The following is a 26,042-nucleotide window of genomic DNA, read 5'->3' on the forward strand; positions in this document are numbered from 1 at the left end:
AGCGCCCCGTAAGGGGCGCGGGGAACTGCGCGACCAGCCCCCACCGGCCCGCGGTGGACGGACCGCGCGACCACCGGAGCGCTCAGACCCCGTGCTGTCGAAGGGCCGAGCCCGTTCTCCCCTTCGAGACCTCCAGTTGGGCGTGGACGCGGCGGCGTAGGTCGGCGACGTGGCTGACGATGCCGACGGTGCGGTCGCGTTCGCGGAGGGAGTCGAGGACGTCGAGGACCTCGTCGAGGGTCTGGTCGTCGAGGCTGCCGAAGCCCTCGTCGATGAAGAGGGTGTCGAGGCGGACGCCGCCCGCCTCGTCGGTGACGACGTCCGCGAGGCCGAGGGCGAGGGCGAGGGAGGCGAAGAAGGTCTCGCCGCCGGAGAGGGTGGCGGTGTCCCGTTCGCGTCCGGTCCAGGCGTCGACGACGTGCAGTCCGAGGCCGCTGCGGCCCCGTCCGGTGCGGTCGTCGGAGTGGACCAGGGTGTAGCGGCCGGACGATATGCGCCGCAGGCGTACGGTCGCGGCGGCGGCGACCTGTTCCAGGCGGGCGGCGAGGACGTAGGACTCCAGCCGCATCCTGCGTTCGTTGTCGGCTGAGGTGCCCGCGGTGAGGCCGGCGAGGCGGGCGACCCGGTCGTACTCCTCGCGCAGCGGGGCGAGTTGCCGTACGCCCGTGGTGGCGCGGGCGGAGAGCCGGTCGAGTTCGGTGCAGCTGCGGGCGGCCCGGTCGCGGGCGGAGGCGGCGTCCCGCAGGCGCTGGGCGGCCACGGCGGCGATGCGTTCCGCCGCGTCGAGGTCGGCGGGCGGCCGCTGGGCGGCGGCTGCGGTGTCGGTCTCCGCGAGGACGGCACGCACCGCGGCCTCCTCGGACTGCCGCTCGTCCAGGCGCCGTTGGAGTTCGCGGTGGGCGGTGTCGTCGAGGAGGGCGGCGGCCGCGGCCTCCGGGGTGTCGAAACCGGCCCGGTAGGCCGCGTCGGCGAGCCGGGCGTCGGTGTCCTTCAGGTGGCGGGCGGTGTCCTCGGCGGCGCGCGCGCTGTCGGCGGCGTCGGTGAGCAGTGCCACCTGTCGCTCCAGCTGCCCGGCCCGTGCGGACACGCTGGCGGCGCTCCCCCGGGCCTGCGCCAACTCAGCTTCCAGGACCGTCTGTTCCGCGTCGAGGCCCTCGCGGCGGGTCAGCCGGGCGGCGGCCCGGACCTCGGCCTGCTGCCGCTCGGCCAGTCGGCGCTCGCGCTCTTGCTCGGCGAGCCGCAGCTCCTCGTGCGCCGCGTGGAGGGTGGAGCCCAGTCGTCGGGCCTGGGCGTACTCCCGCTCCAACTCGTCTGCCTGGGATGCCAGTTGCGCGGTGGGAGAGTCTCCTGCCTCGGCGCCGGCGGCGGCCAGGGCCTCGCGTGCGGTACCGAGCCGCCGCTCGTCGCGGGCGCGCTGCTCGTCGGCGCGCTGGAGCGCGGCGAGCGCGCCTTCCTCGGCCTCGCGGTCGACGTGACCCGCGAACTTCTCGGCCGGGGCGGGGTGTTCGGTGGCCCCGCAGACCGCGCAGGGCTCTCCCTCGGCGAGCTCGGCGGCCAGTTCGGCGGCGATGCCGTTCAGCCGCTGTTCCTTGAGGTCGAGCCAGTGCGTCCGTGCTGCCACGGCCCGTTGCGCGGAGGCGAGCGCGGCGCGCTGGGCCTCGTCGGTGTCCCGGCCCAGCTCGTCCCGCAACCGCGCCGCCTCCAGCCGCCGGCGGGCGGGGTCGCGCTGTACGGCGAGCTGCTCGGCGCGGGTCGCGGCCTCCTGGGCGGAGTCGACACGGGACTGGAGCGCCGCGCGCCGGGCGTCCCAGCCGGCGAGCCAGCCCGCGGCCTCGCGCAGCGTGTCCTCGTCGTCCCGCTCCTGCCGGTCGAGCCGGGCCCGCTCGTCGACGACCTCGGCGAGCCGTCGCTCGGCCCGGCGCGCGGACTCCAGCCCGCCCAGCTCCTCGGCGGCCTTGCGGGCAGCGGCCGCGAGCCCTGCCGCACCGGCTCCGGCGAGGCTCTCCGGCAGCAGCGCCCGTGCGCGCACCTCGGCGCCGGCCGCTCCGCGGTGCTCCTCCTCGGCGGCCTCCCGCAGCTCCAGCGCCGGCGCCACCGCTTCCGCCTTCCTGGCCCGCTCCATCCGCGCCTGCGCCGCCCGGTGCTCCGCGGCCCGCTCCTCCAGCCGTACGGCCCGCTGCCGTGCCTCGGCGAACCGGGCCTGCGAACGGGCCAGTTCGCGTACGCCGGCGAGCGCGCGGTCGGCGGCGAACTGGGCGGACTCGGCGGCGGTGAGCCGGCAGTGGGCGACGGTGAGACGCTCGCGTGCGGTGCTGCGGGCGACGGCCGCGGCAGCGAGGACGGCAGCGGCGAGGCCGGGCTCGCCCGGGGCCAGCTCCGGCAGCTCCATCGCGTCGCCGGCCTCCTGCTGCATGCGGTGCGCGTCGGCGAGCAGCACGGAGTCGCCGTCCCGGACCCGGGCCTCGGTGGTCCTGCGGCGCTCGGCGAGGCGCTTCTCGACGTCGGCGAAGCGCTGGGTGTCGAAGAGCCGGCCGAGCAGCTGGCCGCGGGCGCCGGCGTCGGCGCGCAGGAAGCGGGCGAAGTCGCCCTGGGGCAGGAGAACGACCTGGCAGAACTGTTCGCGGCTCATGCCGAGCAGCTGGGTGATCTCCTCGCCGATCTCCTGGTGGGAGCGGCTGAGGTCCTTCCAGGCGCGGGCCGTCGCGTCGTACTCGCGCAGCCAGGTCTGGGCCTTGTCCAGGGTGGTACCCGCGCCACGTCTCTTGGGGCGCTCCCAGGGCGGCTGCCGGGTGATCTCCAGCCGGCGTCCGGCGACGGTGAGTTCGAGGCGGACCTCGGTACGGGTGGCGGGGTCGGCGTGGTCGCTGCGCAGGGTGAGGCCCTGGCCGGTCTGCCGGGCGCCGGGGACGGTGCCGTAGAGGGCGTAGCAGACGGCGTCCAGGACGGAGGTCTTTCCGGCGCCGGTCGGTCCGTGCAGGAGGAAGAGCCCCGCGGCGGAGAGCGTGTCGAAGTCGACGTTCTGGGAGCCGCCGAACGGTCCGAACGCGGTGATGTCGAGCCGGTGGAGCCTCATGCGGCCGCCTCCGTGCGGGGGCTCGGGTGCGGGTGTGCTGTCACCGGGCCACCTCGCGTACCGTGCCGTCGGCGCGCACCGCGTCGAACGCCTCGCCCAGGACGGCCAGTTCGTGTTCGTCGGGGCCCGCGCCGCGCACGTGGGCGACGAAGTCCTCGGCGATCTGCCGGTCGGTGCGGCCGGCCAGGCGGCGGGCGTAGGAGACGTCGGGGTCGTCCGGGGCGCGGTCGGGGTCGAAGACCAGGCTGAGAGTGTGCGGGAAGCGGTCGGCGAGGCGGGCCATGGGGTCGGCGGGGCGGACCGGGTCGGTGAGGGTGGCCTCGACCCAGGCGTCCTCGTGGGCGGTGAGGGCGGGGTCGGCGAGGAGGTCGTCCAGGGTGCCGCGGATGCGGGCCAGCGGGCGTGGGACCGGGCAGTCGAGGCGCTCGGCGGTGACCGTGCCGTCGGCGGCGAGGTCGACGAGCCACATGCTCTTGCGGTGGCCGGCCTCGGAGAAGGAGTAGGCCAGCGGTGAGCCGGAGTAGCGGACGCGTTCGGTGAGGGTCTGGCAGCCGTGCAGGTGGCCGAGGGCCACGTAGTCGACACCGTCGAAGACGCCGGCCGGGACGGCGGCCACGCCGCCCACCGTGATGTCCCGCTCGCTGTCGCTGGGCTCGCCGCCGGTGACGAAGGCGTGCGCGAGGACGACGGAGCGGGTGCCGGGCGGGCGGGCGGCGAGATCGGCGCGGACCCGGTCCATGGCGGCGGCCAGCACCGTCTCGTGCCCCGCCCGGTCGACCGCGAACTCGTCCTTCACCAGGGCGGGTTCGAGATACGGCAGGCCGTAGAACGCGACGTCCCCGGAGGCGTCGGCGAGCAGGACCGGGGTGCCGCAGGCCGACGGTTCGGTGCGCAGGTGGATGCCGGCCCGGTCGATGAGACCGGCGCCGACCCCGAGGCGGCGGGCGGAGTCGTGGTTGCCGGAGATCATCACCGTGGGCACGCCGAGGCCGGCGAGCCGGTGCAGGGCGTCGTCGAACAGCTCGACCGCGGCGAGCGGCGGCACCGCGCGGTCGTAGACGTCGCCGGCCACCACCACGGCGTCGACGGCGTGCTCGCGGACGGTCGCCACGAGGTGGCCGATGAACTCCGACTGGGCGCCCAGCATGTTGACGCGGTGGAACGCCCGGCCCAGATGCCAGTCGGAGGTGTGCAGGATCCTCACGCAACCACCCCGACCCGCACCCTTACCCCTATTGCACCTATTTGACCCGTATGAACCAGCACGGGGACTCCCCGGCACCGCCCGCCACGCTAACGCATATCACCCCCTGATCCACCACAGACCTCACATTCCCTGGTCGCCGGGCGGCGGCGCACAGGGCGGCCCGTCATCAGGTCGGCGGGGCACAGCCGCCGTCGCGGGACCGTGAAGTGCCTGCCGGCGGTGGCGGGCCGCCCGGCCACCGCGCCGCACAGCGCCTCGGGCATGCCGAGGTCACCTCGTCCCTCCTCGGACTTCCGTGCGCCCCCTCGGCTCCCCCTGGAAACCTGCGCTACTCGCCGCCGTACGGGAGCGTCACGCCCGGCAGGCTGTACTCGTCACGACGGCCGCACATCCCGAACCCGCCGAGCCGCGTGGGCGCGGTCTCGTACGCGCCCGCCTCGCCGAGGTACGACGCCTCGCCGGCCTGCAGCGCGTCCAGCTGGGCGCCGGTGCGCTCGGCGGCGGCCAGCGCACCGGCCCGCCACAGCTCCCGCCAGCGCGGCACCCTGTCGCGCACCAGCCGGGCGGCGGACCGCTGGAACTCGGCGTACGGGCCGCCGTCCCCGGCGACCAGCGTCTCCCGCAGGGCGAGGAAGCCCTCGACGGCGAGGTCCCGGCGCCGCCGGGCGGCCTGTTCCGTCCCGGCTCCGGTGCCCGGTGGCAACGCCGCGGCGGCCGCGTACCGTTCGGGGTCGGCGAGCACCTCGGGCGGGAAGGTGAAGACGGCGTCCCCTGCCTCCGGCAGTCCGCCGTTCTGCATCAGCACGGTGATGCGCAGGTCGCCGCCCTGCACCATGCGGTGCACGGTGCCCGGGGTGAACCAGGCGACGGACCCGGGTTCCAGCGGGATCTCCCGGTAGCCGTCCGGGCCGAGCGTCTGCACGGCGCCCCGGCCCCCGGTGACGACGTACGCCTCCGTGCAGACCAGGTGCAGATGGGGGCTGCCGCCGCAGACGCCGTCGGCGGCCTCCCAGTCGTAGGCGCTGAGGTGGGAGAGGCCGACGGCGCCGGGGAGGGGGTGGGGCGGCGCGGACTCGGGCGTGCTCACCACGGCAGGCTCTCCAGGTGCGCGGCGACGCGGTCGGCGTCCCAGGCGCCGTCGGCGAAGACGATCCGGTAGCGGTAGGCGAAGGACTCGCCGGGCGGCAGCTCGAACTCCTCGAAGAACGCCCAGGAGAACGCGGCCGTCGGGATCGGCTCCGCGCGCACGAACCAGTGCGACTCGTGGATCGGCGTCCGCCCGTCGAGGTTCTCGGGCGCGTGGGCGAAGACGATCGTGGAGTGCCCGTCGACCTCGTCGTGCTCGGCGGTGCAGGCGAGCCACGGACCCTGGGTGCCCATCAGCTTCTCGGCGCCGGTGACGGAGTCCGGGCCGAACGCGGTGCCGCCGGTGAAGTCCCGGGGGCCGCGCCACTGGAGCCCGGTGTATCCGGCCATCTCGCGGCCTTCGGTGGTGGGGGAACCGAAGGTCAGCGGCTCGTCGCGGACATTGGTGAGGTGGATGGTCCAGTCGAGCACCCAGGCGCCGGCCCGTTCGTCGACGGAGTGGACGGTGAGCCCGCGCGCCTCCCGCGCCCATTCCGCGCCGCCGTTCTCCACCCAGGTCAGCTCCTCGGTGAAGGAGAGCCGGTCGTCCGCGACGGTGAACTCGGTGAAGCCGTCGTGCCGCATCGAGCCGACCCGCTCGGGCAGCACCTGGTAACCCCGGCCGTGGACATAGGTGTTGCCGCCCCAGAAGTTCTGCCCGGACAGGTGGCTGGCCGTCATCTGGAGGCCCTTGTGCCAGCGGTGGTCGCTCGGCCGGTAGCCGGTGACGGTCCGCCCGGCCAGCGTGCGCACCGGGTGGGCGTACGGCTTGCGCGCCTCGTACGCCTCGGGGTCGGGGCGGTAGACGTACCGCAGGATCTCGGTGCCGTCCGGTGCCGCGACCGCGACGTGCTCGCCGTGGACGTGGCTGACGCGGATGCTCATGCGCGCTCCTCGGTGGGGGCCCAGTGGGGGTGGTCGCCGTGCATGGCTGCGTAGTAGGGGTCGCCGGGGCCGATCTCCCCCGCGTGCACGGGGCGGCCCGTGAACGCCGACTTGTAGAGCGCGGCGGCGAATTCGAGGGTGGCGCGGGCGTCGGGGCCGCTGCCCGGCGGCCGTTCGCCCGCGTCGTGGGCGTCGAGGAGGGCGCCGAGCTGAGCGGTGTGCGAGCTGGGGACGTCCGCCTCCGGCGTGCGCCAGCCATCGGCACGGGTGGCGGGGACGTGCGGGGCCGGGGTGTAGACCCAGTCCTCGTTGCGGTGCCCGTACAGGTGGGTGAGCTCGACGGTGGCGTCCGCGCAGTCGACGCGGATGCGGCTCACCTCCTGCGGGGAGAGCACGCTGTTGACGACGGTGGCGAGGGCGCCGTTCGCGAAGCGGACGAGGGCGGTGGACACGTCCTCGCTCTCGGTGTCGTGGACCAGGCGGGCCGCCATGGCCCGGATCTCCGTCCACGGGCCGAGCAGGTGCAGCAGCAGGTCGTACTGGTGGATGCCATGGCCCATGGTCGGGCCGCCGCCCTCGCTGGCCCAGGTGCCACGCCACGGCACGGCGTAGTAGGCGGCGTCCCGGTGCCAGGTGGTCTGGCAGTGCGCGACCAGCGGGGCGCCCAGCTCGCCGCCGGCGATCAGCCGGCGGGCGTGCACGGCGCCGGAGCCGTAGCGGTGCTGGAAGACCACGGAGGCGTAGGCGCCGGAGGCCTCCTCGGCGGCGGCGATCTCGTCGTACTCGGCGAGCGACAGGCACAGCGGCTTCTCGCACAGCACCCAGGCGCCCGCCTTGAGCGCGGCCACCGTCTGCGCGCGGTGCAGGGAGGGGGGTGTGCCGACGAGGACGAGGTCGGGGCGCACGGCGTCCAGCATCTCGTCGACGGAGGTGTACCCGGCGACGTCGCCGCCGGCGAGTTCCCGGAAGGCGTCGAGGTGTGCCTGGTCGACGTCGACCGCGGCGACCAGCTCGGCGCGGTCGGCGTGGGCCGTGAGGGCGGGCAGGTGGCTGCCGCCGACGATCGAGCCGGTGCCGATCACGGCGACACGGCGGCGGGTCGGTTGTGGGGGCATGCGGGTCCTCCTGGGAGTGCGGGGACCAAGACGCGGAGAAAGCGCTTGCTCTCGAAGGGACCCTAGGTCCGGAGGAATGTCAGGACAACCCCCCGCGCGGCGATGGCCGAGAGAAGCGGGCGGAGTGGCCGGGCCGCGGCGAGGCAGCAAGGGCCGAGGGGGCCGTTCAGTCGGTATGCGCGAGGAACGTGAAAGCTCAACACCCAGAACATCAGATCCAGTGATCAATCATGCTGAAAGTTTTCAATGAAATCTTGCAAATAGAACAGCCCACTTGCTGGCTTCCAGCCGAGAACGCACCTCCGAAAGGCCGCCGACCCCCGGCACAGCGCGGATGGACAGCAATTCACACGCGCGGATCCTCCGGAGGGACTCTTCATGTCTCGGTTCGTGGTTCTTGGAGTGGCAATGGCGGCGTTGCTCGGAGGTGCCGCCAGTCCCCCCGCCGTGGCCGCGGCGAAGGCCAGGCCGGTGGTGGTCGACGTGGACGACTACGGAGCCGACCCCACGGGCCGGACGGACTCGGCGCCCGCGCTCGCCGCCGCGCTGCGGCACGCCAGGAGCCTCGACCGGCCGGTCAGAATCCGGTTCTCCAAGGGCACCTACCAGCTCTATCCCGAACGGGCCGAGACGCGTGAGCTCTACGTGTCCAACACCGTGGGCGCCGACCGGCGTTACCGGGACAAGGAGATCGGGCTGCTCGTCGAGGACATGCACGACGTCACCGTCGACGGCGGCGGGGCCGAGCTGGTCTACCACGGTCTGCAGACGGCGTTCGCCTCGATCCGCTCCACGGACGTGACCTTCACGGACTTCTCCTTCGGCTACGCGGCCCCCGAGGTCGTCGACGCGACCGTCTCCGCCGCCGGTGTCACCGACGGGCACGCCTACCGCGTCCTGTCGATCCCGGCCGGCAGCCCGTACCGGGTCGGCGGCGCGCACATCACCTGGCTCGGCGAGAGCAGCCCGGCCACCGGGCAGCCGTACTGGTCCGGTGTCCTCCTACGAGCACCCGCAGACCGCCGGATTCCCGCAGTTCGCCCCGGGTGACGAGGTCGAGTTCACTGAACACCTCCGTGGTCACGGACTGAGCCGGGCCGATCCGGGCATCTCCGCGGCGGCGGAAGGGAGTTGGCCCCGTCGGCCAGGGGAACGGCCCGGCCGACGGGACGTCAGTTCCGGTGCCGGGTCAGCCGGACCGGGACCTCGACCAGGCCCTGTACCCCGGACGGCGGGCCCCACCGGACCCCGCCCGTCGGCTCCGGCGCGCGGAACCGGGCCGCCAGCGCGCGCAGCACGGCGGCCAGTTGGTGTTCGGAGGCGGTGGCGCCTATGCAGTAGTGCAGGCCGGCGCCGAAGCTGAGGTGCGGGCGGGACGGCACGCGCTCCGGCCGGTAGGCGTCGCCGTCGGGTTCCGCGTCGCGGTTGGCCTGCACCGCGCACAGGAGCACCGGACGGCCGGGTTCCAGGGTGCGGTCGGCCAGCGTCAACGGCTGTTCGGTGAACCGGATCTGGATCGGCGCCGTCGGCATCCAGCGCAGCAGCTCCCGTACCGCGGACAGGGCGGCCTTCTCGTCGCCGGCCGCCGCCGACCAGGTCCGCGGATGGTCCGCCAGCACCGCGACCAGCTGGCCGAGCGCCAGGCGGTACGGCTCGAACCCGATGAGGAGCGACATCCTGGAGCGCGTCCAGTCCGGGCGCTCGGCCGCCGTGACGCCCTCCCGGCGGGCCAGCCGGCCGAGGAAGTCCTGCACGTGCTCGACCGCCGCCTTCGCCTGTCCGAGCGTCTCCTGCGGCATCAGCCGGTGGACGAGCGCCAGGTCCCGTACCGGTTGCGCGATCTCGCGGTACGTGTCTCCGCCGACGTCGAGCAACCGCGCGGCCTGCGCGTCCACGATCGCGTCGGCGACGTCGGTGACGAACTCGCACGCGCCGTCGACCGCGGCGGCAGCGGCGCGGGCCTCGGCGGCGGCGAACGACGGGTCGAAGGCCGGGCCGCGCAGGAGCGGGCGCATGCGCCGGCGCAGCGCGCCGTGGTCGGCGGCCCGGGAGAAGATGAGCAGCGAGGCGAACCAGGACCCGATCGCGTGGTCGGTCACCCCGGAGCACCGCAGCTGCCGCCAGGGGTCGTGCACCAGGGTCGGCTGCCGCAACAGCCGCCCGACCGTGGCGTGGTCGCAGACCACGGGACCGTAGACGCTGTCCGGGAGCAGGCCCCGGGTGCGGGCCGCGTGCAGGCGGCGGTCGTCGAAACGGAACGAGGGGGAGCCGACGTCGACGAACGGCCGTCCCGCGCCGGAGGGGGTGTCGAGGGGAGTACCGCAGGGAGTCTCGTCTCCCTCGGCGACCTGCAATGCCATCGCGTGGCCTCACTCGTGGTGGCAAGGGCTCAGCCAGCCCGAGCGCCTTCGCACGTACGCGAGTCATTGTGGGCGGGGTGTCCGGCCGCGGGTCAGGTCCCCGAACGGGCGTCCCCGGCCGTCACGCGTCCCCGTACGCCTCCCCGCCCAGTTCGAGGGTGGCGGTGCCCGCCGTCGCGTCGGCGAGCCAGGCGCGGAAGGCGTCCACGTCGGCGTCCGGCAGGCCGATCCCGATGGTGACGGCCTCGCCGTAGCGGACGTCGCGGACCTCGCGGCCGGTGGCGCGCAGGTCGTTCTGGAGCTTGCCGGCCCGCTGGTGGTCGACGGTCACCGCGGCCAGCCGGAAGCGGCGCCGGGTGCGGGTGCCGAGGGTGTCGAGGGCCTCGCCGACCGCACCGCCGTAGGCGCGGATGAGGCCGCCTGCGCCGAGCTTGACGCCGCCGTAGTAGCGGGTGACGACGGCGACGACGTACCGCATGTCGCGGCGGAGCAGCATCTGCAGCATGGGGACGCCGGCGGTGCCGCCCGGTTCGCCGTCGTCGCTGGCCCGCTGGGTGGCGGCGTCGGCGCCGATGACGTAGGCCCAGCAGTTGTGGGTGGCGTCGGCGTGCTCCCTGCGGACCGCCGCGACGAAGTCCTGGGCCTCCTGCTCGGTGGCCGCCGGGGCGAGGGCGCACAGGAAGCGGGAGCGGTTGACCTCGGTCTCGTGCGTGCCCGCGCGGGCGACGGTGCGGTACTCGTCCTGCATCCGCCCACCCTATGCGGACCCGTGCACCGCCCCTTTCCCTACTCCTTCCCCTGCTCCTTTCCCTCCTCCTTTCCGTCCTCCTTCCCTTGCTCCTTCTCCTTGTGTCCGCGGGCCACCGTCACCTCCGTCAGCAGGGCCGTGCCCGGGGCGAGCGCCGCCCACGTCGTGCCGTGCCAGGCCAGGACGGCGATCGCGGAGGTCGGGAACTTCCTGCGCATCTGCTCCAGGGTGTCGTCGAGGCCGTCGCCGGCGAGGTCGAGGACGAGTTCCTCCAGGCCGGGGTTGTGCCCGACCAGCAGCAGCGTCTCCACCTCGGGCGGCACCTCGTGCACGACCGCGAGCAGCTCGGGTACGTCGGCGGCGTACACCCGCCCGTCGTAGCGGACCGGCGGCGGTGTCCCCCACTGGCCGGCGGCCAGCTCCCAGGTCTGCCGGGCGCGTACCGCGGTGGAGCAGACCGCGAGGTCGGGCAGGGAGTCGGACTCGGCGAGGGCTCGCCCGGCGGCGGGGGCGTCGCGACGGCCGCGGTCCGCGAGCGGGCGCAGGCGGTCAGGGACGCCCTCGGGCCAGGCGGACTTGGCGTGCCGCAGGACGACCAGGCGGCGCAGCGGGCCCGCGCCCGCCCGGGTGATCACGCCGCCCGCCCGAGGTCGCGGGTGAGTTCGAGGGCGAGCAGCCGGTCGGCGTAGGCGCAGGTCTCGAAGCGGGCGCCGTCCGGGATCTCGGGCTGGTTCTCCATCCAGCGCAGCACGCCGAGCACCCCGGGTACGTCGAGGTCGTCCTCCCAGGCGTCCCGCAGCCGTCCCCTGACCTTTTCGGGCACCGGCCGCGAGGGGCTGCGCGCCCAGTGGGCCACCGACCGGCGCAGCCTGCCGAGCCGCCGCCCGGCCTCGTCGAGGGCGCCGGCACCGAGGTGGACGGCGGTGCCGCGGGGGGCGTCGAGAAGGGCGAGCCGCAGTGCGGCGGGGTCGTCGAGCGTGCCCAGGACACCGGCGTCGGGACCGTCCGCGCGGGCGACGGCGACGGTCAGGCCGGCCCGGGCGGCGGGCGGGGTGCCGCCGGCGGCCGTGACGTGGACGACCTGGGCCTCGCCCAGTCCGGCGGCGAGGTCGCGGCCGTCCTCGAAGGGGCGGATGCCGAGGGTGGTGGCGGCGGCGTGCAGCTCGGCCTGGTGGTGGTCGGCGGTGAGCAGGGGCAGAACCGGGGTGCCGCCGAGTTCCAGCGCGCGCAGCAGGAGGTCGGTGGTGAGCAGGACCCGCAGCGCCGTCAGGTCGTACCCGGAGGCGTGTGCCTCCACCCGGGTCAGGGCGCGGCGGGCGGAGACGGCGGGGACGGTCTCACCGGACTTGGCGTCGAGGATGCGCAGCACGGGCTGAGCGTAGGCGTGCGGCGGACCGTACGCAGGCACCTTGCGATGATTCAGGTCACCGTGGCGGGACATGCGGGACATGCGCCGCCTTCTGCCGCGCGGGCTGCCCCGGCGGTACCGCGCGGACCCGGTCCCGGCCGGGGAATCAGGGTCCGCCGGCCGCTGTTGCCGACGGCGGACATTCCCCGAGCCGAGGAGGCCGACGGTGTACGGCGACGAAGCGACGATCCGCAGGATTCTGACCGGGACGGGTGACACCTGGGCGGTGGTCGGTCTGTCATCCAACCGGGGACGGGCGGCGTACGGGGTGGCGCAGGTGCTGCAGCGGTTCGGCAAGCGGATCGTGCCGGTCCACCCCAAGGCGGAGACGGTCCACGGCGAGCAGGGCTACGCCTCTCTCGCGGAGATCCCCTTCGAGGTCGACGTCGTCGACGTCTTCGTCAACGGCGAGCTGGCCGGTGCCGTCGCGGACGAGGCGCTGGCGAAGGGCGCGAAGGCGGTCTGGTTCCAGCTCGGGGTGGTCGACGAGGCGGCGTACGAGCGGGTGCGTGCCGCGGGTCTGGACATGGTCATGGACCGCTGCCCGGCCATCGAAATACCCCGCCTGGGCCAGAACTGAGCCGGATTTGAGGAAAATCTGAGCTTGCCCTGTCTTACCTTCTTCTCACTTAACAGAACTGAATACGGACATTCTGTGACCCTCGCTGACCTGTGCAAAAGCTTTGGCCAAGACAGGAAAGATCGAGGGTCAAATCTTTGGCAACAGTCTTCTCCGATTGCGACGTGCGCCCTTAACTTGTGCCCTCTTGCTCGTTAAATCTGCGTTCAGAAACTGAGAGGCCACTTGACATGGTGAGTGTCGAGAAAGCCGCGACGGAGGACATCACACCTTCGGGCGGTCTGAGGCGGGACGTCGGCCTGATCGGCCTGATGTGGGCCTCGGTGGGCTCGATCATCGGCTCCGGATGGCTGTACGGCGCCGAGAAGGCGGTCGGCATGGCCGGCCCCGCGGCGATCATCTCGTGGGTGATCGGCGCGGTCGCGATCGTGCTGCTGGCACTGGTGCACGCCGAGCTCGGCGGCATGTTCCCGGTGGCGGGCGGTACGGCCCGCTACCCGCACTACGCGTTCGGCGGCCTGGCCGGCATGTCCTTCGGCTGGTTCTCCTGGCTGCAGGCGGCGACCGTGGCCCCGATCGAGGTCGAGGCCATGATCGGTTACGCCGGTCACTGGAAGTGGGCCCAGCACCTGGAGCACGCCGACGGCACCCTGACCACGAGCGGCCTGCTGGTGGCCATCGTGCTCATGGCCCTGTTCGTCGGCGTCAACTTCTTCGGCGTCCGGGTCCTCGCGCACACCAACAGTGCCGCGACCTGGTGGAAGATCGCCGTGCCGCTGGCCGCGATCTTCATCATCGCGGTCGGCAACTTCCACACCGCCAACTTCCACTCGGAGGGCTTCGCCCCCTTCGGCGCGAAGGGCGTCCTGGCCGCGATCAGCACCAGCGGCATCATCTTCGCGCTGCTCGGCTTCGAGCAGGCGATCCAGCTGGCGGGCGAGAGCCGCAACCCGAAGAAGGACCTGCCGCGCGCCACGCTCGGCTCGGTCGCGATCGGCGCCGTCATCTACGTCCTGCTCCAGGTCGTGTTCATCGCCGCGCTGCCGCACAGCACGTTCGCGCACGGCTGGGACCACCTGAAGTACGCCGGGATCAGCGGCCCGTGGGCCGGCCTGGCCACCCTGGTGGGCCTCGGCTGGCTGGCCTGGGTCCTCTACGTGGACGCGATCATCTCCCCCGGCGGCACCGGCCTCATCTACACCACCGCCACCTCCCGGGTCTCCTACGGCCTGGCGAAGAACGGCTACGCGCCGAAGCTCTTCACCCGGACCGACTCCCGCGGTGTGCCGTGGTTCGGTCTCATCATGTCCTTCGTGACCGGCGTGATCTGCTTCCTGCCGTTCCCGAGCTGGCAGCAGCTGGTCGGCTTCATCACCTCGGCGAGCGTGCTGATGTACGCCGGTGCCCCGCTGGCGTACGGCGTCTTCACCGACAAGCTGCCGCGGCACGAGCGCCCGTACCGGCTGCCCTTCGGCAAGGTGATCTCCCCGCTGTCGTTCGTGGTCGCCAACCTGATCATCTACTGGTCCGGCTGGGACATCCTGTGGCGGCTCGGCCTCGCGATCATCCTCGGCTACCTGCTGCTCGGCGGCTACGCCTTCTACGCCCACAGCAGGAACCTGCCGGACGCGCCCCGGCTGGACTTCCGGGCCGCGCAGTGGCTGCCCGTCTACCTGATCGGCATGGGCGTGATCTCCTGGCAGGGCAGCTTCGGCGGCCAGAACAACATCGCGCTGTGGTGGGACATCCTGGTCATCGCCGCCTTCTCGATCGGCATCTACTACTGGGCCAAGGCGACCGCCTCCACGGCCGAGGACATCGAGCGCAGCATCGACGAGGTCGTGGTCACGGACGCCCCGGCGCACTGACCCGTCCGCCTCACCCACGTCCCGTCAGCCACGGTGGCACTGCCGTGGCTGACGGGACACCGTCATAATGCGGGGGTGACTGAGCCATCCCCCCACACCAACTCCCCGTCCGAAGAACGCCGTACGGTCGTCGTCGTGGGCGCCGGGCCCGCCGGGCTGACCGTCGGGAACATCCTGCGGGCCGCCGGCGTCGACTGCGTGGTCCTGGAGACCGAGAGCAGGGAGTTCATCGAGACCAGGCCACGGGCCGGGGTCATCGAGGAATGGGCGGTGCGCGGGCTCCGGCAACGCGGCCTGGGCGACGGCCTGGCGGCCCGGGCGCAGGTGCACAGCGAGTGCGAGTTCCGCTTCGGCGGCGACCGGTTCCGCTTCGACTACACCGACCTGACGGGCCATCACCACTACGTCTATCCCCAGCCGTTGCTGGTGACGGACCTGGTGCGGGAGTACGCCGACGTGCGCGGCGGGGAGATCAGGTTCGGGGTGCGGGACGTCGCACTGCACGACCTGGAGACGGACCGGCCCGCCGTGTCGTACCTCGACCCCGGGACCGGCGAACGGCACGTCCTGCGCTGCGAGTTCGTCGCGGGCTGCGACGGGGCGCGCGGGGTGACCCGGGACGCGATACCGCAGGGGCGGGTGCGGGTCGCCCGGCAGGACTACGGCATAGCGTGGCTGGCCCTGCTCGCCGAGGCGCCGCCGTCCTCGGACTGCGTGCTGTTCGGCGTCCATCCGAACGGCTTCGCCGGGCACATGGCGCGCAGCCCCGAGGTCACCCGCTACTACCTGCAGTGCCCGCCGGGCGACGACCCGGAGAGCTGGTCGCACGACCGGGTCTGGGAGGAGCTGCGCGAGCGGCTCGACGCCGCCGGGGCGCCACCGCTCAACGAGGGGCGGCTGATCGAGAAGCGCCTGCTGGACATGCACGACTACGTGGTCGAACCGCTGGTGTTCGGCCGCCTCTTCCTGGCCGGTGACGCCGGGCACCTGACCGCGCCGATCGCCGCCAAGGGCATGAACCTCGCCCTGCACGACGCCTTCCTGCTGGGCGACGCCCTCGTCGCGCGTGTCACCAAAGACGACGACACCGGCCTGGCGGGCTACTCCCACGCCTGCCTGCGCCGGGTCTGGGACTACCAGGAGTTCTCCCGGTTCCTGTCCGGCATCTACCACGGCACGGCCTCCGGCGACCCGTTCCTCGCGGGCACCAGCCTGGCCAGGCTGCGCAGGCTGTTCACCTCCCGCGCGGCGGCGACGGCCTTCGCGGAGCAGTACCTGGGTGCGGCCGACGCGTTCTGAGAGCCACCCCGTCACGGGGACCGGGTGTCCCGCGCGGTCTCGGTCTCGGTCAGCCGGTGGTCCGCCACCTTCAGCGCCTCCTCGACCAGCCGCCGCAGATGACCGTGGCGCAGCGAGTACACCACCCGCCGCCCCTCCTTGCGCGTACTCACCAGACCCGCTAGCCGCAGCCGGGCCAGGTGCTGGCTGACGGCCGGACGGGCGGCGCCGCACACCTCCGTGAGCGTGCCGACGTCGGCCTCCCCGGTCGTCAGGGCGTGCAGCAGGGTGAGCCGGGTGCGGTCGCCGAGCAGGGCGAGGAGTTCGGCGGCGAGCGCGAACTGTTCCTCGCCGGGGGTGCGCGGATGCGCATGATGCGTAGGTGATAGGTGCAAGCGTGCGCTCATACGCACATAATGGCGTCGTGGGCGTCCCGTGTCCACGTCCCGCGCACCGGAGAGGGGAGCCGCATGAGCGACCGGCACCATCACGAACACGCACACGCGGACGACCGTCACCCCCACGACCACGCCCGCGACCGGCACGGCGAGCCCGCCCACGGCCACGACCACCAACACGACCATGACCACGGCCATGACCGCCACCACGGCCGCTCCCGCTCCGCCGGGCTCCGCCACCGCCTCGCCCACCTCCTGACCCCCCACTCCCACGAGACGGCCGACAAGCTCGACCCGGCCCTGGAGGCCTCGGCGCGAGGCATGCGGGCGCTCTGGGTCTCGCTGGCCGTGCTCGGCGCGACGGCGCTGGTGCAGGCGGTCGTGGTGGTGCTGTCCGGCTCGGTCGCCCTGCTCGGGGACACGGTGCACAACGCGGCGGACGCGCTGACCGCCGTACCGCTGGGCATCGCCTTCGTGCTCGGGCGGCGCGCGGCGAACCGCCGCTTCACCTACGGCTACGGGCGGGCCGAGGACCTCGCGGGGATCGCGATCGTGCTGACCATCGCCGCGTCGGCCGTCTTCGCCGCGTGGACGGCCGTCGAGCGGCTGCTGGAGCCGCGTCCGGTCACGCACCTGACGGCCGTCGCGGTGGCCGCGCTCGCCGGCTTCGCCGGGAACGAGTGGGTGGCCCGGTACCGGATCCGGGTGGGCCGGGAGATCGGCTCGGCCGCGCTGGTGGCCGACGGGCTGCACGCCCGCACCGACGGGTTCACCTCACTGGCCGTGCTGCTGGGGGCCGGTGGCGCCGCCCTCGGCTGGCAGCTCGCCGATCCGCTGGTGGGGCTGGCGATCACCGCGGCGATCGCGCTGGTGCTGCGGGACGCGGCGCGCGAGGTGTTCCGGCGCGTGATGGACGCCGTGGACCCGGAGTTGACGGACCGGGCCGAGCGGGCGCTGCGCGAGGTGCCGGGGGTGCGGGCCGTGGGCGAGCTGCGGCTGCGGTGGATCGGGCACCGGCTGCGCGCCGAGGTGGCGGTCGTGGTCGACGGCGAGGCGACCGTACGGCAGGCGCACGCGATCGCCGTCGCGGCGGAACACGCGCTGCTGCACGCCGTACCGCGGCTGACGGCGGCCCTGGTGCACGCGGATCCGACGCCCGCGCCGGGGCAGGCCGACCCGCACCTGGCGCTGGCCCACCACGCGCACGCCGTCTCCTAGCCGACCGCGCGCACGCCTCGTCTCCCAGGGCCTGTCTGACCATTCCCGTCTGCCTCGCGACGCCATGCACGCTCCCCCAGCCTTCGGCCGGGGGACCCCCACTCGCCGCACCGGGCGCAGACCCGAGTACGTCCGGTACGAGGGCCTGCGCCCGGCACGCCGAGAGCACGCACCCGACGCCGCGAGGCCGCCCTCCGGGCGACGACGGGAATGGTCGGACAGGCCCTAGACGCCCAGCCCCGGCAGCACGACCGCGCCCGGCAGTTCGGCGAACGCCTTGCCGGGGACCAGGAGTTTGCCGCGCCGACGGCCGCTGCCGACCAGGACGTAGGGCAGGTCGGCCACGGCCGGGTCCACCAACAGGGGCCAGTCGCGCGGGAGTCCGATCGGGGTGATGCCGCCGTACTCCATGCCGGTCGCGCCGGTCGCGATGTCCGTCGAGGCGAACGAGGCCTTGCGGGAGCCGAGTTGGCGGCGCACCACACCGTTGACGTCCACCTTGGTGGTGGACAGCACCAGGCAGGCCGCCAGCGTGGTGTCGCCGCCGCGCCTGCCCGCCACCACCACGCAGTTGGCCGACCTGTCCAGCAGGTCGCGCCCGTAGTGCTCGACGAAGACCGCGGTGTCCGCCCACTGCGGGTCCGTCTCGACGTAGAGGATCCGGTCGGCGGGCACGGCGCCGGTCCACGCGCGCAGGGCGTCGGCGACCGGCGCGGTCAGCTCGTCGAGGCAGTCCGGGGCGGGGACGGCGGTGTCGAAGTCTCCGATGGGTGCGCGCATGTCCGCACGCTAACAGCCCGGCCCGCCGGGCTCAGGGCACGGGCGGCACGGAGACCGTCATCACCATCTCCATCGGCACGTCCCCGGTGTTGCCGTACACATGGGCCGTGTTGGCCTCGAAGGAGGCGCTGGCGCCCGTCGGCACGCGGTAGTCGGTCCCGTCGACGGTGAGGGTCAGTTCCCCGGCGAGGACATGGACGATCTCCACCGTGCCGGTCGGGTGCGGTTCCGACGGGCTGCTCTCGCCCGGCATCAGGTGCCAGTCCCACATCTCCAGCGGGCCGGGCGCCTCGGTGCCGGCGAGGAGCCGGTTGTAGCTGCCGGCGTCGGTGTGCCACAGCCGTACGGCCTTGTCGGCGGGGACGATCTGGACCTTCGGGCCCTGTTCGTAGTCGAGCAGGGTGGTGATGCTGATGCCGAGCGCGTCACCGATCTTGACGACCGTGCCGATGCTCGGGTTGGTGCGGGCCTGCTCGATCTGGATCAGCATGCCGCGGCTGACCCCGGCCCTGGTCGCGAGCACGTCCAGGGTGAAGCCGCGCACCGCGCGCCAGTGCTTGACGTTGCGGGCCAGGGACTGGGTCAGCAGGTCGAGGTCCGACACGTTCCGTCCATGGTGGAAAGCATTGCGGAATGCATTGTGGTCCAATATTTTGAATGACGCAGTTCATCGGACTGAACTACGATGGGGTGTACCTGATCGTTCACCGAACTGTACTGCGAGGCGGGCCGTGACAGCATTCTTCGCCCTGACCACCAGTCTCCTGTGGGGGCTGGCCGACTTCGGCGGCGGGCTGCTCACGCGACGCGCGCCCGCACTCACGGTGGTCGTCGTGTCACAGGGCCTGGCGGCGGCGGTGCTGGGCGTGATCGTGGTCGCCACGGGCGGCTGGAGCGAGGCCGGGCCCCGGCTCTGGTTCGCGGTCGCGGCGGGTCTGGCCGGACCGGTCGCGCTGCTCTCCTTCTACAAGGCCCTCGCCCTCGGCCCGATGGGGGTGGTCTCCCCGCTGGCCACGCTGAGCGTCGCCGTCCCGGTCGGGGTCGGGCTGTTCCTCGGCGAACGGCCGGGGCTGCTCCAGGTGGCGGGCATCGCGGTCGCCGTCACCGGGGTCGTGCTGGCCGGCGGCCCGCAGCTGCGCGGCGCGCCCGTGCAGCGCCGGGCGATCCTGCTCACCCTGGTCGCGGCGGCGGGCTTCGGCACGGTGTTCGCGCTGATCACGGAGGCGTCGACCACGGTCACCGGCCTCTTCCTGGCCCTCTTCGTGCAGCGACTGACCAGCGTCGCGACGGGCGGCACCGCCCTGTGGCTGTCCGTGCGGCGGGGCGCGCCCGCACTGCCGGCGACCGGTTTCGCCTGGTCCGCGCTCCCGGCGCTGGGCTTCGTCGGTCTCGCCGACGTCGCGGCCAACGGCACGTACTCGGTCGCCGCCCAGCACGGCCCGGTCACCGTCGCCGCGGTGCTCGCCTCGCTCTACCCGGTGGTCACCGCGCTCGCGGCCCGCGGCTTCCTCAGCGAACGGCTGCGCGCGATCCAGGCGGCGGGGGCCGGGCTGGCGCTGGTGGGGACGCTGCTGCTGGCCACCGGCTGAACCGGCGGCGGCCCCACCGGGCGCCGCTCAGCTCTCGGGCTCCAGTTCGGCGAGCCGCGCCACGTCCGCCTCGTCCAGCTCCGCAAGCGCGCGCAGCTGCTCCGGCGTGGTGCCCGCCGGGATCGGCACCGGCGGGGGCGTGCGCAGCGGCGGCTGCCAGCCGGTCTCGGGGGTCCAGCGCCGTACGACCCGGGCCGGGGCGCCCGCCACCACGGCGTGGTCGGGCACCGCGCCCCGGACCACCGCGCCGGCGGCCACCACGACGTTCCGGCCGATCCGCGCGCCCGGCAGGATCACCGCGCCGGTGCCGATCCAGCAGCCCGGGCCGATCTCCACGGGCTCCATGCGGGGCCACTGCCTGCCGATGGGCTCGTGCGGGTCGTCGTAGGAGTGGTTGGTGGAGGTGACGTACACGTACGGGCCGAAGTAGCAGTCGCTGCCGATGGTGACCGTGGTGTCCGCGATGACGTGGCTGCCGCGGCCGAGGACCACGCCGTCGCCGATGCGCAGGATCGGGTCGGGGCCGAGGTCGAGGTCGGGCATCAGGCCCGCGGTCAGGGTGACCTGTTCACCGACGATGCAGTGCGAGCCGAGGTGGATCCACGGCTCGCCGAAGACCGTGCCGAGCGGGAAGGCGAGGCGGGTGGCCTCGCCGAGCGCGCCGAACCGGAAGCGGCCCGGGTGGTCGGCGGAGACGGATCCGGTGCGCTGCACCCAGGCCCAGGCCGCGTGCACTGCGCGTTGGGCGAGGCGGCGGCGCCAGGACGAGAACGTGTTCTTGGGCTTCGGCACGCAGTCACGCTACTCAGCGGGCGCCGGATTGAAGAAGGCGGGCTGCTGTGATCTTCGCCCCAGGCGGTGGGCTAGGTTGCCGGGGACATCGACGACGGGAGACGGTGATGACGCGGCAGGCGCTGATCGTGGGGATCGGGGGGCGGGAGCCGAAGATCGAGGACGACGTGTTCGTGGCGCCGACCGCCTCGGTGATCGGGGACGTGACCCTGAGGGCCGGGGCGAGTGTCTGGTACGGGGCGGTGGTGCGGGGGGACGTCGAGAAGATCACCGTGGGGGCGCGGGCGAACGTCCAGGACAATGTGACATTGCACGCGGACCCCGGGTTTCCCGTGACGGTCGGGGAGCGGGTGTCCATCGGGCACAACGCGGTGGTGCACGGGGCGACCGTGGAGGACGACTGCCTGATCGGCATGGGGGCGACCGTGCTGAACGGGGCCGTGATCGGGGCGGGGTCGTTGGTCGCGGCGCAGGCGTTGGTGCCGCAGGGGATGGTGGTACCGCCGGGGTCGTTGGTGGCGGGGGTGCCGGCGAAGGTGCGGCGCGAGCTCAGCCGTGAGGAGCGGGAGGGGGTGGCTCTGAACGGGACCTTCTATGCGGAGTTGGCTGTGGCGCATCGCGGGGTGCATGAGTAGGTCGTGGGGCGGGTGCGGGTGAGTGGGGGCTGGTCGCGCCCCCGCGGCGGAGCCGCATATCAAATGCAGCCCCGGGCCCCTGAAAGGGGCGTTCAGTCCCCGGCGCCCACAGGTTCGGCTTCCTTCTCTGTCGCCTGGATCTTCTTCGCTTTGCGGCGGACGATCAGCATGGAGGCGAGGCCGAAGAGGACCGCCGCTGCGAGGCCCACGTAGGAGAACCGCTTCAGCCAGTCCTCGGCGACGATGCCGACGTAGTAGACGACCGCGGTCGTGCCGCCGGCCCAGCAGATGCCGCCGAGGAGGTTGGCGATCAGGAACTTCCAGTAGGGCATGTGGAGGACGCCGGCCAGCGGGCCCGCGAAGATGCGCAGGAGGGCGATGAAGCGGCCGAAGAAGACCGCCCACATGCCCCACTTCTCGAAGGAGCGCTCGGCGGTGGCGACGTGGCCCTCGCTGAAGTGTCTCGGGAACTTCTTCCCCAGCCAGGCCAGCAGCGGACGGCCGCCCTTGCGGCCGATCGCGTAGCCGATGGAGTCGCCGATCACCGCGCCCGCGGTCGCGCAGGCGCCGAGGACGAACGGGTTGATGCCCGAGTGCTGGGAGGAGAGCAGCGCCGCGGAGACCAGGACGATCTCGCCCGGCAACGGGATGCCCAGGCTCTCCAGTCCGATGACCAGCGCCACCACCGCGTAGACGGCGACCGCCGGGACCGAGTCGAGCCATTCCTGGACGTGCACCGCCGGATCCTCCCCTGTCGTCTGCGCCTTCCCCAGGAAGGCTACCGGGTCCGCCGGGTACCGCAGCGCCCACGGCACCGGCCCGCCCCCCTGCCTTCGGTTTTCGGACATCCGGGTGTCATACGGGACGGGAAGGCTCCCCGGCGTCTGCTCGCCCGCGGCTCCCCACCGCAGGCCCGCCGTGGAAGGACAACGTCCCCGTGTCCTCACTGTCGTCTCTGTCCCCGCCCTGCTCCGACGCGCCCGTGCGTCCGCTGCCGGCGCCCTCCTCGATGGCGGGCCGGCCGCTCCGGCTCGCCCTGTGTCTGTCCCCGCTGCTCATCGCGGCGATCTGGGGGCTCACCAACCAGTCGCTGCTGTACGAGGGCGTCACCCGGCTCGCCCACGCCGAACCGGCCTGGCTGCTGGCCGCGGGCGGTTTCACCTGCCTGACCTGGGTGGTGGCCGCCTGCATGCGGCAGGGCGCGGTACCCGACCGGCTGCCGCCGGGGCTGCTGCTGGCCTCGCAGTTCGCCGCCGGTGCCGCCAACCACGCGCTGCCCGCCGGTCTCGGCGCGCACGCCGTCACCGTGCGCTTCCTGCGTACCCGGGGCGTCCCCCTGGAACGGGCCACCGCCTCGATCGCGCTGTACTCGGTGGCGAAGTCGGGTGCGAAGACGGTCGTGCTGATCGGGTTCCTGCTGTCCTCGTCGGCGTGGCGGCGGCTGGGCGAGCTGGTGCCGGACGGCGTGGTGCTGATCCCGGTCGCCGCGGTGCTCACCCTGATGGGCGTGGCGACGGCGGTCGTACGACCGCTGCGCCGCCCGATCACCGGCATGGTGCGCTCCGCGTTCACCGACGCCCGGACGGTGCACGCGCGGCCCTCCCGGGTGGTGGCCCTGTGGGGCGGGGCCACCGCGATGCCGCTGGTGCAGGCGTGCGTGCTGGCCTGCACCGGGGAGGCGCTCGGGCTCGGGCTGTCGTGGGGCACCGTGATCTTCGCGTACCTGGCGGCGGGCACGGCGGGGGGTGCCGTGCCGGTGCCCGGCGGGGTCGCGGTGGACGCGGCGCTGGTGATCACCCTGGTCGCGTTCGGCTCCCCGGCCGCGGTGGCCACGGCGACGGTGATCGGCTACCGCGTCCTGACCGACTGGATCCCGCTGCTGCCGGGCGCCCTGGTGCTGTCGGCGATGATCCGCGCGAAGGTGCTCTGAGGCCGGGCGTCAGTCGCGGCGGGCCACGATCCGGTAGGCGTTGGAGACGCGGAGGCGGCGGGAGAACGGCCGTACGGCGAAGCGGTCCAGGAGGGTGCCGGCGATCAGGGCCGGGATGCCCGCGATGAGGAGGGCGGCACGCAGCGTCTTCTGGAGGGCGCCGGGCTGTGCCGGCAGCCAGGGGGCGTCCTCGCGCGGCGCGGTGTGGTCCAGGGCGAGCCAGACGGCGGCCAGCAGGTCGACGGGGTCGTGGGCCTCGGCGTGCTCCTCGGCGACGACCGTGAAGCCCAGGTCGGTGAGGCGGGCGCGGAGGTTGGCGACCGGGATGAAGTGCAGGTGCTGCGGCTGGAGCCAGGGCAGCCACCAGCGGCCGAGCAGGCGGGCGTAGCGGCTCTCGGGGTCGGGGACCTCGACGAGGAGGTGGCCGCCGGGGCGTACCGCCTCGTGGGCGGCGCGCAGTTCGCTGTCGGGGTCGGTGCTGTGCTCCAGGTAGTGGAACATGCTGACGACGTCGTAGCGGGCGGTGAGTTCGGGGGCCAGGTCGGGGAAGGCGCCGCGGTAGGCGTGCTCCACGCGGCCCTCGCGGGCGGCGAGTTCGACGCCGTCGGTGAAGTCGAGGCCGTCGAAGGCGGTGCCGGGCAGCACCTCGCGGGCGGCCTCGCAGAAGTGGCCGTGGCCGGTGCCGACGTCGAGCCAGTTCTTCGGGGTCGCGTCGTGCGGGACCATGGACGCGGCACGGCCCTGGTACATCTTGGTGCGGCCCCCGAAGGTGCCGCTCATCTTCTGCTCGCCGAGGCCGTCGTAGAAGTCCCGGTAGTAGAACTCCAGGCCCGTCTCGTTCAGGCGCGGGTTCTGGAAGGTGTGGCCGCACGCCTGGCAGCGGTCGAGGACGAAGGCGCCGGGCTTGTGCTGGAGCAGGTCGGTGGTGCGCAGCCGGGTGGTGAGCCGGTCGGAGGCGCACCAGGGGCAGGTGGTGCGCCGGGGCTCGAAGAAGCGGTCGGTGCCCTCGGCGAGGTCCCGCTCGTAGGCGGAGCGCAGCGCCTCGATCTCACTCTGCTTGCTCATCGGCTCTCCTTGCGTGCGGGTCAGCGGCGAGGCGTTCCAGGTGGGCCGCGGCGGCCGGTGCTCCGCCTGCCGCGCGGAACGCGGTGCGGATGCGGGCCGCCGCGGTGCGCGGGCCGGGCTCGTACAGGACGGTGTCGAGGGCCTCGCCGAGGCGCGGGGCGGTGACGCGGCCGAACCGGACCCGCAGGCCCGCGCCGGCGTCGACGACCTGTCCGGCGATCACCGGCTGGTCGTCGCGGATGGGGGCGACGACCAGCGGGACGCCGTGCCACAGGGCCTCGCACACGGTGTTGTGCCCGGCATGGCAGACGACCGCGTCGACCCGTTCCAGGAGCGGGAGTTGGGGCAGCGACGGGAGGATGAGGAGGTCCTTGTCGTCGGCCGCGGGGGGCAGGGTGCCGCCGGGGTCGGCGATCAACGCCTGGACCCGGTCGGCCCGTTCGCGCACCGCGGCCACGCACTCGGCCAGGAACCGTCCGCCCGCGTCCGCGTTGGCGGTGCCGAGGGAGACGAGGACGCGCTCCCGGCTCGGGTCCAGCCAATCCCAGGGGAAGCCGTCGGCGACCGGCCGTTCGGAGATCGACGGGCCGACGTAGCGGATCGCCGACCGGTCGGTGGGGCCCGCCAGTTCGGGGGTGGTGAAGGCGAGGGTGAGATACGGCGAGAAGCGCGGGTCGGCGGTGCCCGCCGGGTCGCCGATCCGGCCGCGCAGCTCCGCGAGCCGGTCCCGGAGCCACTCGGCGACCTTGGGGATGCCGTCGTAGGCGCCGCCGAACTCGGCCGAGGTGGTCGCTGAGGTCGCCCACGGCAGCCCGAGCCGTTCGGCCACCAGGGCCCCGGCGAAGGCCTGTTGGTCGGCGACCACCACGTCGGGGCGGAATTCGTCGACGGCCGCGCGTACACCGGGTGCCATGGCGTCCGCCAGCGGCACCAGGAACCACTCCCAGAGGAACCGCAGCGCCTCCGCGCCCCGCAGGTCGGCGGGCCGCTCCCCCTCCGCGGTCCCCGCGCACGGGAACACCCGGGCCTGCTGCCCCGCCAGCCGCCGCACCAGTTCGGCGTCCGCGCAGACCCAGGCCACCCGGTGCCCGCGCGCGGCGAGTTCGGCCGCTACGCCGACGGCCGGGTTGATGTGCCCGACCAGGGGCGGTACGGCGAACAGGAAGCCGCTCACCGGGCCCCGGCCCGTACGCCGCCGCCGACCGAGTGGATCAGTTCCAGGATGTGACCGCCGACCGTGCCGGCCGCCTCGACCAGCACGGAGTGCTCGTGCCCGGGCAGCACCACCGACCGGTAGTCCGCGAGCAGGGCCTCCTTGAGCGGGACCACCTCCACCAGGTCGGAGTCACCGCCGTACACCCCGAGGACCGGGCAGCGTACGGCGCTGATCTGGTCCTCGGTCAGGACCCGGCTGGCCGGGATGTCCCGGCCGAGGCTGGTCTCGCGGGCGAGCCGGGCCGCGCCCCTGGCCAGCCGGGCGGTGTTGTGGCTGCGGTTCGCGGTGATCCAGGCGATCGCGTCCGATTCGTTGTGGGCGAGTTCGGTGACCACCCGGTGCAGGATGCCGCCGAGTTTCGCGGCCCAGGCGGCGGTCGCCGGCTCGGACTCGATGAGGGTCAGGCTGGCGGTGCGCTCGGGGTGGCGGGCCGCGTAGCCGAAGGCGATGGTGCCGCCGTAGGAGTTGCCGACGAGGTGGACCGGGCCGGTGATCGACAGGTGGTCGAGCAGGGCCTCCAGGTCGTCGATGTTGTGGTCGAGGGTGTAGCCGCCGGCGGGCCGGCCGCTGCGGCCGTGGCCGCGCAGGTCGTACATGACCACGTCGAGGCCGGAGGCGGCGAAGGCGGGGGCCACGGTGAAGTAGTAGCTGGCCAGGCTGTCGGTGAGCAGTCCGTGGACGAGGACCACGGTGGCCAGGGGGGTACGGCCCTCCCCCGGGCCCATTCTCTGGACGTGCAGCCGGACGTCCCCGGTGTCGACGATCGCCATGG

25 protein-coding genes are annotated in these 26,042 nt (G+C 73.6%); 8 read left to right on the forward strand and 17 right to left on the reverse strand.

Annotated features, from left to right (window positions below; all coding sequences use genetic code 11):
* Positions 1–82: 82 nt before the first annotated feature.
* The 5 genes from ACGF5O_RS10155 to ACGF5O_RS10175 all read right to left on the reverse strand — a co-directional run bounded on the left by ACGF5O_RS10155 (position 83) and on the right by ACGF5O_RS10175 (position 7,405).
* Positions 83–3,073, reverse strand: a complete 2,991-nt coding sequence (locus tag ACGF5O_RS10155; RefSeq protein WP_393809438.1) for an AAA family ATPase — start codon at positions 3,071–3,073, stop codon at positions 83–85.
* 40 nt (positions 3,074–3,113) lie between these two features.
* Positions 3,114–4,277: an exonuclease SbcCD subunit D gene (locus ACGF5O_RS10160; RefSeq protein ID WP_393809439.1), complete on the reverse strand. Its 1,164-nt coding sequence runs from the start codon at positions 4,275–4,277 to the stop codon at positions 3,114–3,116.
* 331 nt (positions 4,278–4,608) lie between these two features.
* Positions 4,609–5,370, reverse strand: a complete 762-nt coding sequence (locus tag ACGF5O_RS10165) for a cupin domain-containing protein (protein ID WP_393809440.1) — start codon at positions 5,368–5,370, stop codon at positions 4,609–4,611.
* A complete protein-coding gene (locus ACGF5O_RS10170; protein ID WP_393809441.1) occupies positions 5,364–6,290 on the reverse strand; it encodes a PmoA family protein in 927 nt (308 codons plus the stop codon). Before ACGF5O_RS10170 ends, ACGF5O_RS10165 begins: the two co-directional genes overlap by 7 nt.
* A complete protein-coding gene (locus tag ACGF5O_RS10175) occupies positions 6,287–7,405 on the reverse strand; it encodes a Gfo/Idh/MocA family protein (protein WP_393809442.1) in 1,119 nt (372 codons plus the stop codon). The genes ACGF5O_RS10170 and ACGF5O_RS10175 overlap by 4 nt, the downstream gene beginning before the upstream one ends.
* Before the next feature lie 408 nt (positions 7,406–7,813).
* Here ACGF5O_RS10175 and ACGF5O_RS10180 point away from each other — a divergent pair, with 408 nt between their 5' ends.
* Positions 7,814–8,455 carry a glycosyl hydrolase family 28-related protein gene (locus ACGF5O_RS10180; RefSeq protein ID WP_393809443.1) on the forward strand — a complete coding sequence of 214 codons (642 nt, stop codon included), beginning with the start codon at positions 7,814–7,816 and terminating at the stop codon, positions 8,453–8,455.
* A gap of 122 nt (positions 8,456–8,577) precedes the next feature.
* Here the strand turns inward: ACGF5O_RS10180 and ACGF5O_RS10185 are convergent, their stop codons facing one another.
* The 4 genes from ACGF5O_RS10185 to ACGF5O_RS10200 all read right to left on the reverse strand — a co-directional run bounded on the left by ACGF5O_RS10185 (position 8,578) and on the right by ACGF5O_RS10200 (position 11,921).
* Positions 8,578–9,765, reverse strand: a complete 1,188-nt coding sequence (locus tag ACGF5O_RS10185) for a cytochrome P450 (protein WP_393809444.1) — start codon at positions 9,763–9,765, stop codon at positions 8,578–8,580.
* Positions 9,766–9,886: 121 nt separating this feature from the next.
* Positions 9,887–10,513, reverse strand: a complete 627-nt coding sequence (locus tag ACGF5O_RS10190; protein ID WP_393809445.1) for a YigZ family protein — start codon at positions 10,511–10,513, stop codon at positions 9,887–9,889.
* 38 nt (positions 10,514–10,551) lie between these two features.
* Positions 10,552–11,148: a SixA phosphatase family protein gene (locus ACGF5O_RS10195; RefSeq protein WP_393809446.1), complete on the reverse strand. Its 597-nt coding sequence runs from the start codon at positions 11,146–11,148 to the stop codon at positions 10,552–10,554.
* A complete protein-coding gene (locus ACGF5O_RS10200; RefSeq protein WP_393809447.1) occupies positions 11,145–11,921 on the reverse strand; it encodes a hypothetical protein in 777 nt (258 codons plus the stop codon). The genes ACGF5O_RS10195 and ACGF5O_RS10200 overlap by 4 nt, the downstream gene beginning before the upstream one ends.
* Before the next feature lie 166 nt (positions 11,922–12,087).
* Here ACGF5O_RS10200 and ACGF5O_RS10205 point away from each other — a divergent pair, with 166 nt between their 5' ends.
* From ACGF5O_RS10205 to ACGF5O_RS10215, 3 genes are all read left to right on the forward strand, one after another.
* Positions 12,088–12,501: a CoA-binding protein gene (locus tag ACGF5O_RS10205; RefSeq protein ID WP_393809448.1), complete on the forward strand. Its 414-nt coding sequence runs from the start codon at positions 12,088–12,090 to the stop codon at positions 12,499–12,501.
* 230 nt (positions 12,502–12,731) lie between these two features.
* Positions 12,732–14,369 (forward strand): APC family permease, encoded by a 1,638-nt coding sequence (locus ACGF5O_RS10210; protein WP_393809449.1) that lies wholly within the window; start codon positions 12,732–12,734, stop codon positions 14,367–14,369.
* Between the two features lie 75 nt (positions 14,370–14,444).
* A complete protein-coding gene (locus ACGF5O_RS10215; protein WP_393809450.1) occupies positions 14,445–15,668 on the forward strand; it encodes a 4-hydroxybenzoate 3-monooxygenase in 1,224 nt (407 codons plus the stop codon).
* 11 nt (positions 15,669–15,679) lie between these two features.
* Here ACGF5O_RS10215 and ACGF5O_RS10220 read toward each other — a convergent pair whose 3' ends face one another.
* Entirely contained in the window at positions 15,680–16,054 is a 375-nt protein-coding gene (locus ACGF5O_RS10220) for an ArsR/SmtB family transcription factor (protein WP_393809451.1), read from the reverse strand.
* A 63-nt stretch (positions 16,055–16,117) separates the two neighbouring features.
* On the opposite strand from ACGF5O_RS10220, the gene ACGF5O_RS10225 reads away from it, so the two are divergent.
* Positions 16,118–17,263, forward strand: a complete 1,146-nt coding sequence (locus ACGF5O_RS10225; protein ID WP_393809452.1) for a cation diffusion facilitator family transporter — start codon at positions 16,118–16,120, stop codon at positions 17,261–17,263.
* A 225-nt stretch (positions 17,264–17,488) separates the two neighbouring features.
* On the opposite strand, the gene ACGF5O_RS10230 is transcribed toward ACGF5O_RS10225, so the two are convergent.
* Together ACGF5O_RS10230 and ACGF5O_RS10235 are read right to left on the reverse strand one after the other, a co-directional pair.
* Positions 17,489–18,043, reverse strand: a complete 555-nt coding sequence (locus ACGF5O_RS10230) for a YbaK/EbsC family protein (RefSeq protein WP_393809453.1) — start codon at positions 18,041–18,043, stop codon at positions 17,489–17,491.
* Positions 18,044–18,074: 31 nt separating this feature from the next.
* Positions 18,075–18,647, reverse strand: a complete 573-nt coding sequence (locus ACGF5O_RS10235) for an XRE family transcriptional regulator (protein WP_393809454.1) — start codon at positions 18,645–18,647, stop codon at positions 18,075–18,077.
* A gap of 127 nt (positions 18,648–18,774) precedes the next feature.
* On the opposite strand from ACGF5O_RS10235, the gene ACGF5O_RS10240 reads away from it, so the two are divergent.
* A complete protein-coding gene (locus tag ACGF5O_RS10240; protein WP_393809455.1) occupies positions 18,775–19,632 on the forward strand; it encodes a DMT family transporter in 858 nt (285 codons plus the stop codon).
* A 27-nt stretch (positions 19,633–19,659) separates the two neighbouring features.
* Here ACGF5O_RS10240 and ACGF5O_RS10245 read toward each other — a convergent pair whose 3' ends face one another.
* Positions 19,660–20,424, reverse strand: a complete 765-nt coding sequence (locus tag ACGF5O_RS10245; protein ID WP_393809456.1) for an acyltransferase — start codon at positions 20,422–20,424, stop codon at positions 19,660–19,662.
* Between the two features lie 107 nt (positions 20,425–20,531).
* On the opposite strand from ACGF5O_RS10245, the gene ACGF5O_RS10250 reads away from it, so the two are divergent.
* On the forward strand, positions 20,532–21,059 hold the full coding sequence (locus ACGF5O_RS10250) for a gamma carbonic anhydrase family protein (RefSeq protein ID WP_393809457.1): 528 nt from the start codon (positions 20,532–20,534) through the stop codon (positions 21,057–21,059).
* A gap of 92 nt (positions 21,060–21,151) precedes the next feature.
* On the opposite strand, the gene ACGF5O_RS10255 is transcribed toward ACGF5O_RS10250, so the two are convergent.
* Positions 21,152–21,796, reverse strand: coding sequence for a DedA family protein (locus ACGF5O_RS10255; protein WP_393809458.1), 645 nt, complete (start codon positions 21,794–21,796; stop codon positions 21,152–21,154).
* Between the two features lie 200 nt (positions 21,797–21,996).
* Here ACGF5O_RS10255 and ACGF5O_RS10260 point away from each other — a divergent pair, with 200 nt between their 5' ends.
* A complete protein-coding gene (locus ACGF5O_RS10260; protein ID WP_393809459.1) occupies positions 21,997–22,989 on the forward strand; it encodes a YbhN family protein in 993 nt (330 codons plus the stop codon).
* Positions 22,990–22,998: 9 nt separating this feature from the next.
* On the opposite strand, the gene ACGF5O_RS10265 is transcribed toward ACGF5O_RS10260, so the two are convergent.
* The 3 genes from ACGF5O_RS10265 to ACGF5O_RS10275 are packed head-to-tail and all read right to left on the reverse strand — an operon-like array spanning position 22,999 to position 26,040.
* Positions 22,999–24,054, reverse strand: coding sequence for a class I SAM-dependent methyltransferase (locus ACGF5O_RS10265; protein WP_393809460.1), 1,056 nt, complete (start codon positions 24,052–24,054; stop codon positions 22,999–23,001).
* A complete protein-coding gene (locus ACGF5O_RS10270) occupies positions 24,038–25,228 on the reverse strand; it encodes a glycosyltransferase (protein ID WP_393809461.1) in 1,191 nt (396 codons plus the stop codon). Before ACGF5O_RS10270 ends, ACGF5O_RS10265 begins: the two co-directional genes overlap by 17 nt.
* The gene (locus ACGF5O_RS10275; RefSeq protein ID WP_393809462.1) at positions 25,225–26,040 is read right to left on the reverse strand and encodes an alpha/beta fold hydrolase; all 816 of its coding nucleotides are present in this window, start codon (positions 26,038–26,040) and stop codon (positions 25,225–25,227) included. Before ACGF5O_RS10275 ends, ACGF5O_RS10270 begins: the two co-directional genes overlap by 4 nt.
* Between the last annotated feature and the right edge of the window lie 2 nt (positions 26,041–26,042).

The organism is Streptomyces sp. NPDC048291 (genome assembly GCF_043201715.1).
Taxonomy (GTDB): domain Bacteria; phylum Actinomycetota; class Actinomycetes; order Streptomycetales; family Streptomycetaceae; genus Streptomyces.

Excerpts from the sequence above, each read along its gene's own strand:
- ACGF5O_RS10155 (WP_393809438.1), bottom strand. The coding sequence starts at position 3,073 with ATGAGGCTCCACCGGCTCGACATCACCGCGTTCGGACCGTTCGGCGGC.
- ACGF5O_RS10170 (WP_393809441.1), bottom strand. The coding sequence starts at position 6,290 with ATGAGCATCCGCGTCAGCCACGTCCACGGCGAGCACGTCGCGGTCGCG.
- ACGF5O_RS10175 (WP_393809442.1), bottom strand. The coding sequence starts at position 7,405 with ATGCCCCCACAACCGACCCGCCGCCGTGTCGCCGTGATCGGCACCGGC.
- ACGF5O_RS10180 (WP_393809443.1), top strand. The coding sequence starts at position 7,814 with ATGGCGGCGTTGCTCGGAGGTGCCGCCAGTCCCCCCGCCGTGGCCGCG.
- ACGF5O_RS10185 (WP_393809444.1), bottom strand. The coding sequence starts at position 9,765 with ATGGCATTGCAGGTCGCCGAGGGAGACGAGACTCCCTGCGGTACTCCC.
- ACGF5O_RS10190 (WP_393809445.1), bottom strand. The coding sequence starts at position 10,513 with ATGCAGGACGAGTACCGCACCGTCGCCCGCGCGGGCACGCACGAGACC.
- ACGF5O_RS10210 (WP_393809449.1), top strand. The coding sequence starts at position 12,732 with ATGGTGAGTGTCGAGAAAGCCGCGACGGAGGACATCACACCTTCGGGC.
- ACGF5O_RS10220 (WP_393809451.1), bottom strand. The coding sequence starts at position 16,054 with ATGAGCGCACGCTTGCACCTATCACCTACGCATCATGCGCATCCGCGC.
- ACGF5O_RS10225 (WP_393809452.1), top strand. The coding sequence starts at position 16,118 with ATGAGCGACCGGCACCATCACGAACACGCACACGCGGACGACCGTCAC.
- ACGF5O_RS10230 (WP_393809453.1), bottom strand. The coding sequence starts at position 18,043 with ATGCGCGCACCCATCGGAGACTTCGACACCGCCGTCCCCGCCCCGGAC.
- ACGF5O_RS10250 (WP_393809457.1), top strand. The coding sequence starts at position 20,532 with ATGACGCGGCAGGCGCTGATCGTGGGGATCGGGGGGCGGGAGCCGAAG.
- ACGF5O_RS10265 (WP_393809460.1), bottom strand. The coding sequence starts at position 24,054 with ATGAGCAAGCAGAGTGAGATCGAGGCGCTGCGCTCCGCCTACGAGCGG.
- ACGF5O_RS10275 (WP_393809462.1), bottom strand. The coding sequence starts at position 26,040 with ATGGCGATCGTCGACACCGGGGACGTCCGGCTGCACGTCCAGAGAATG.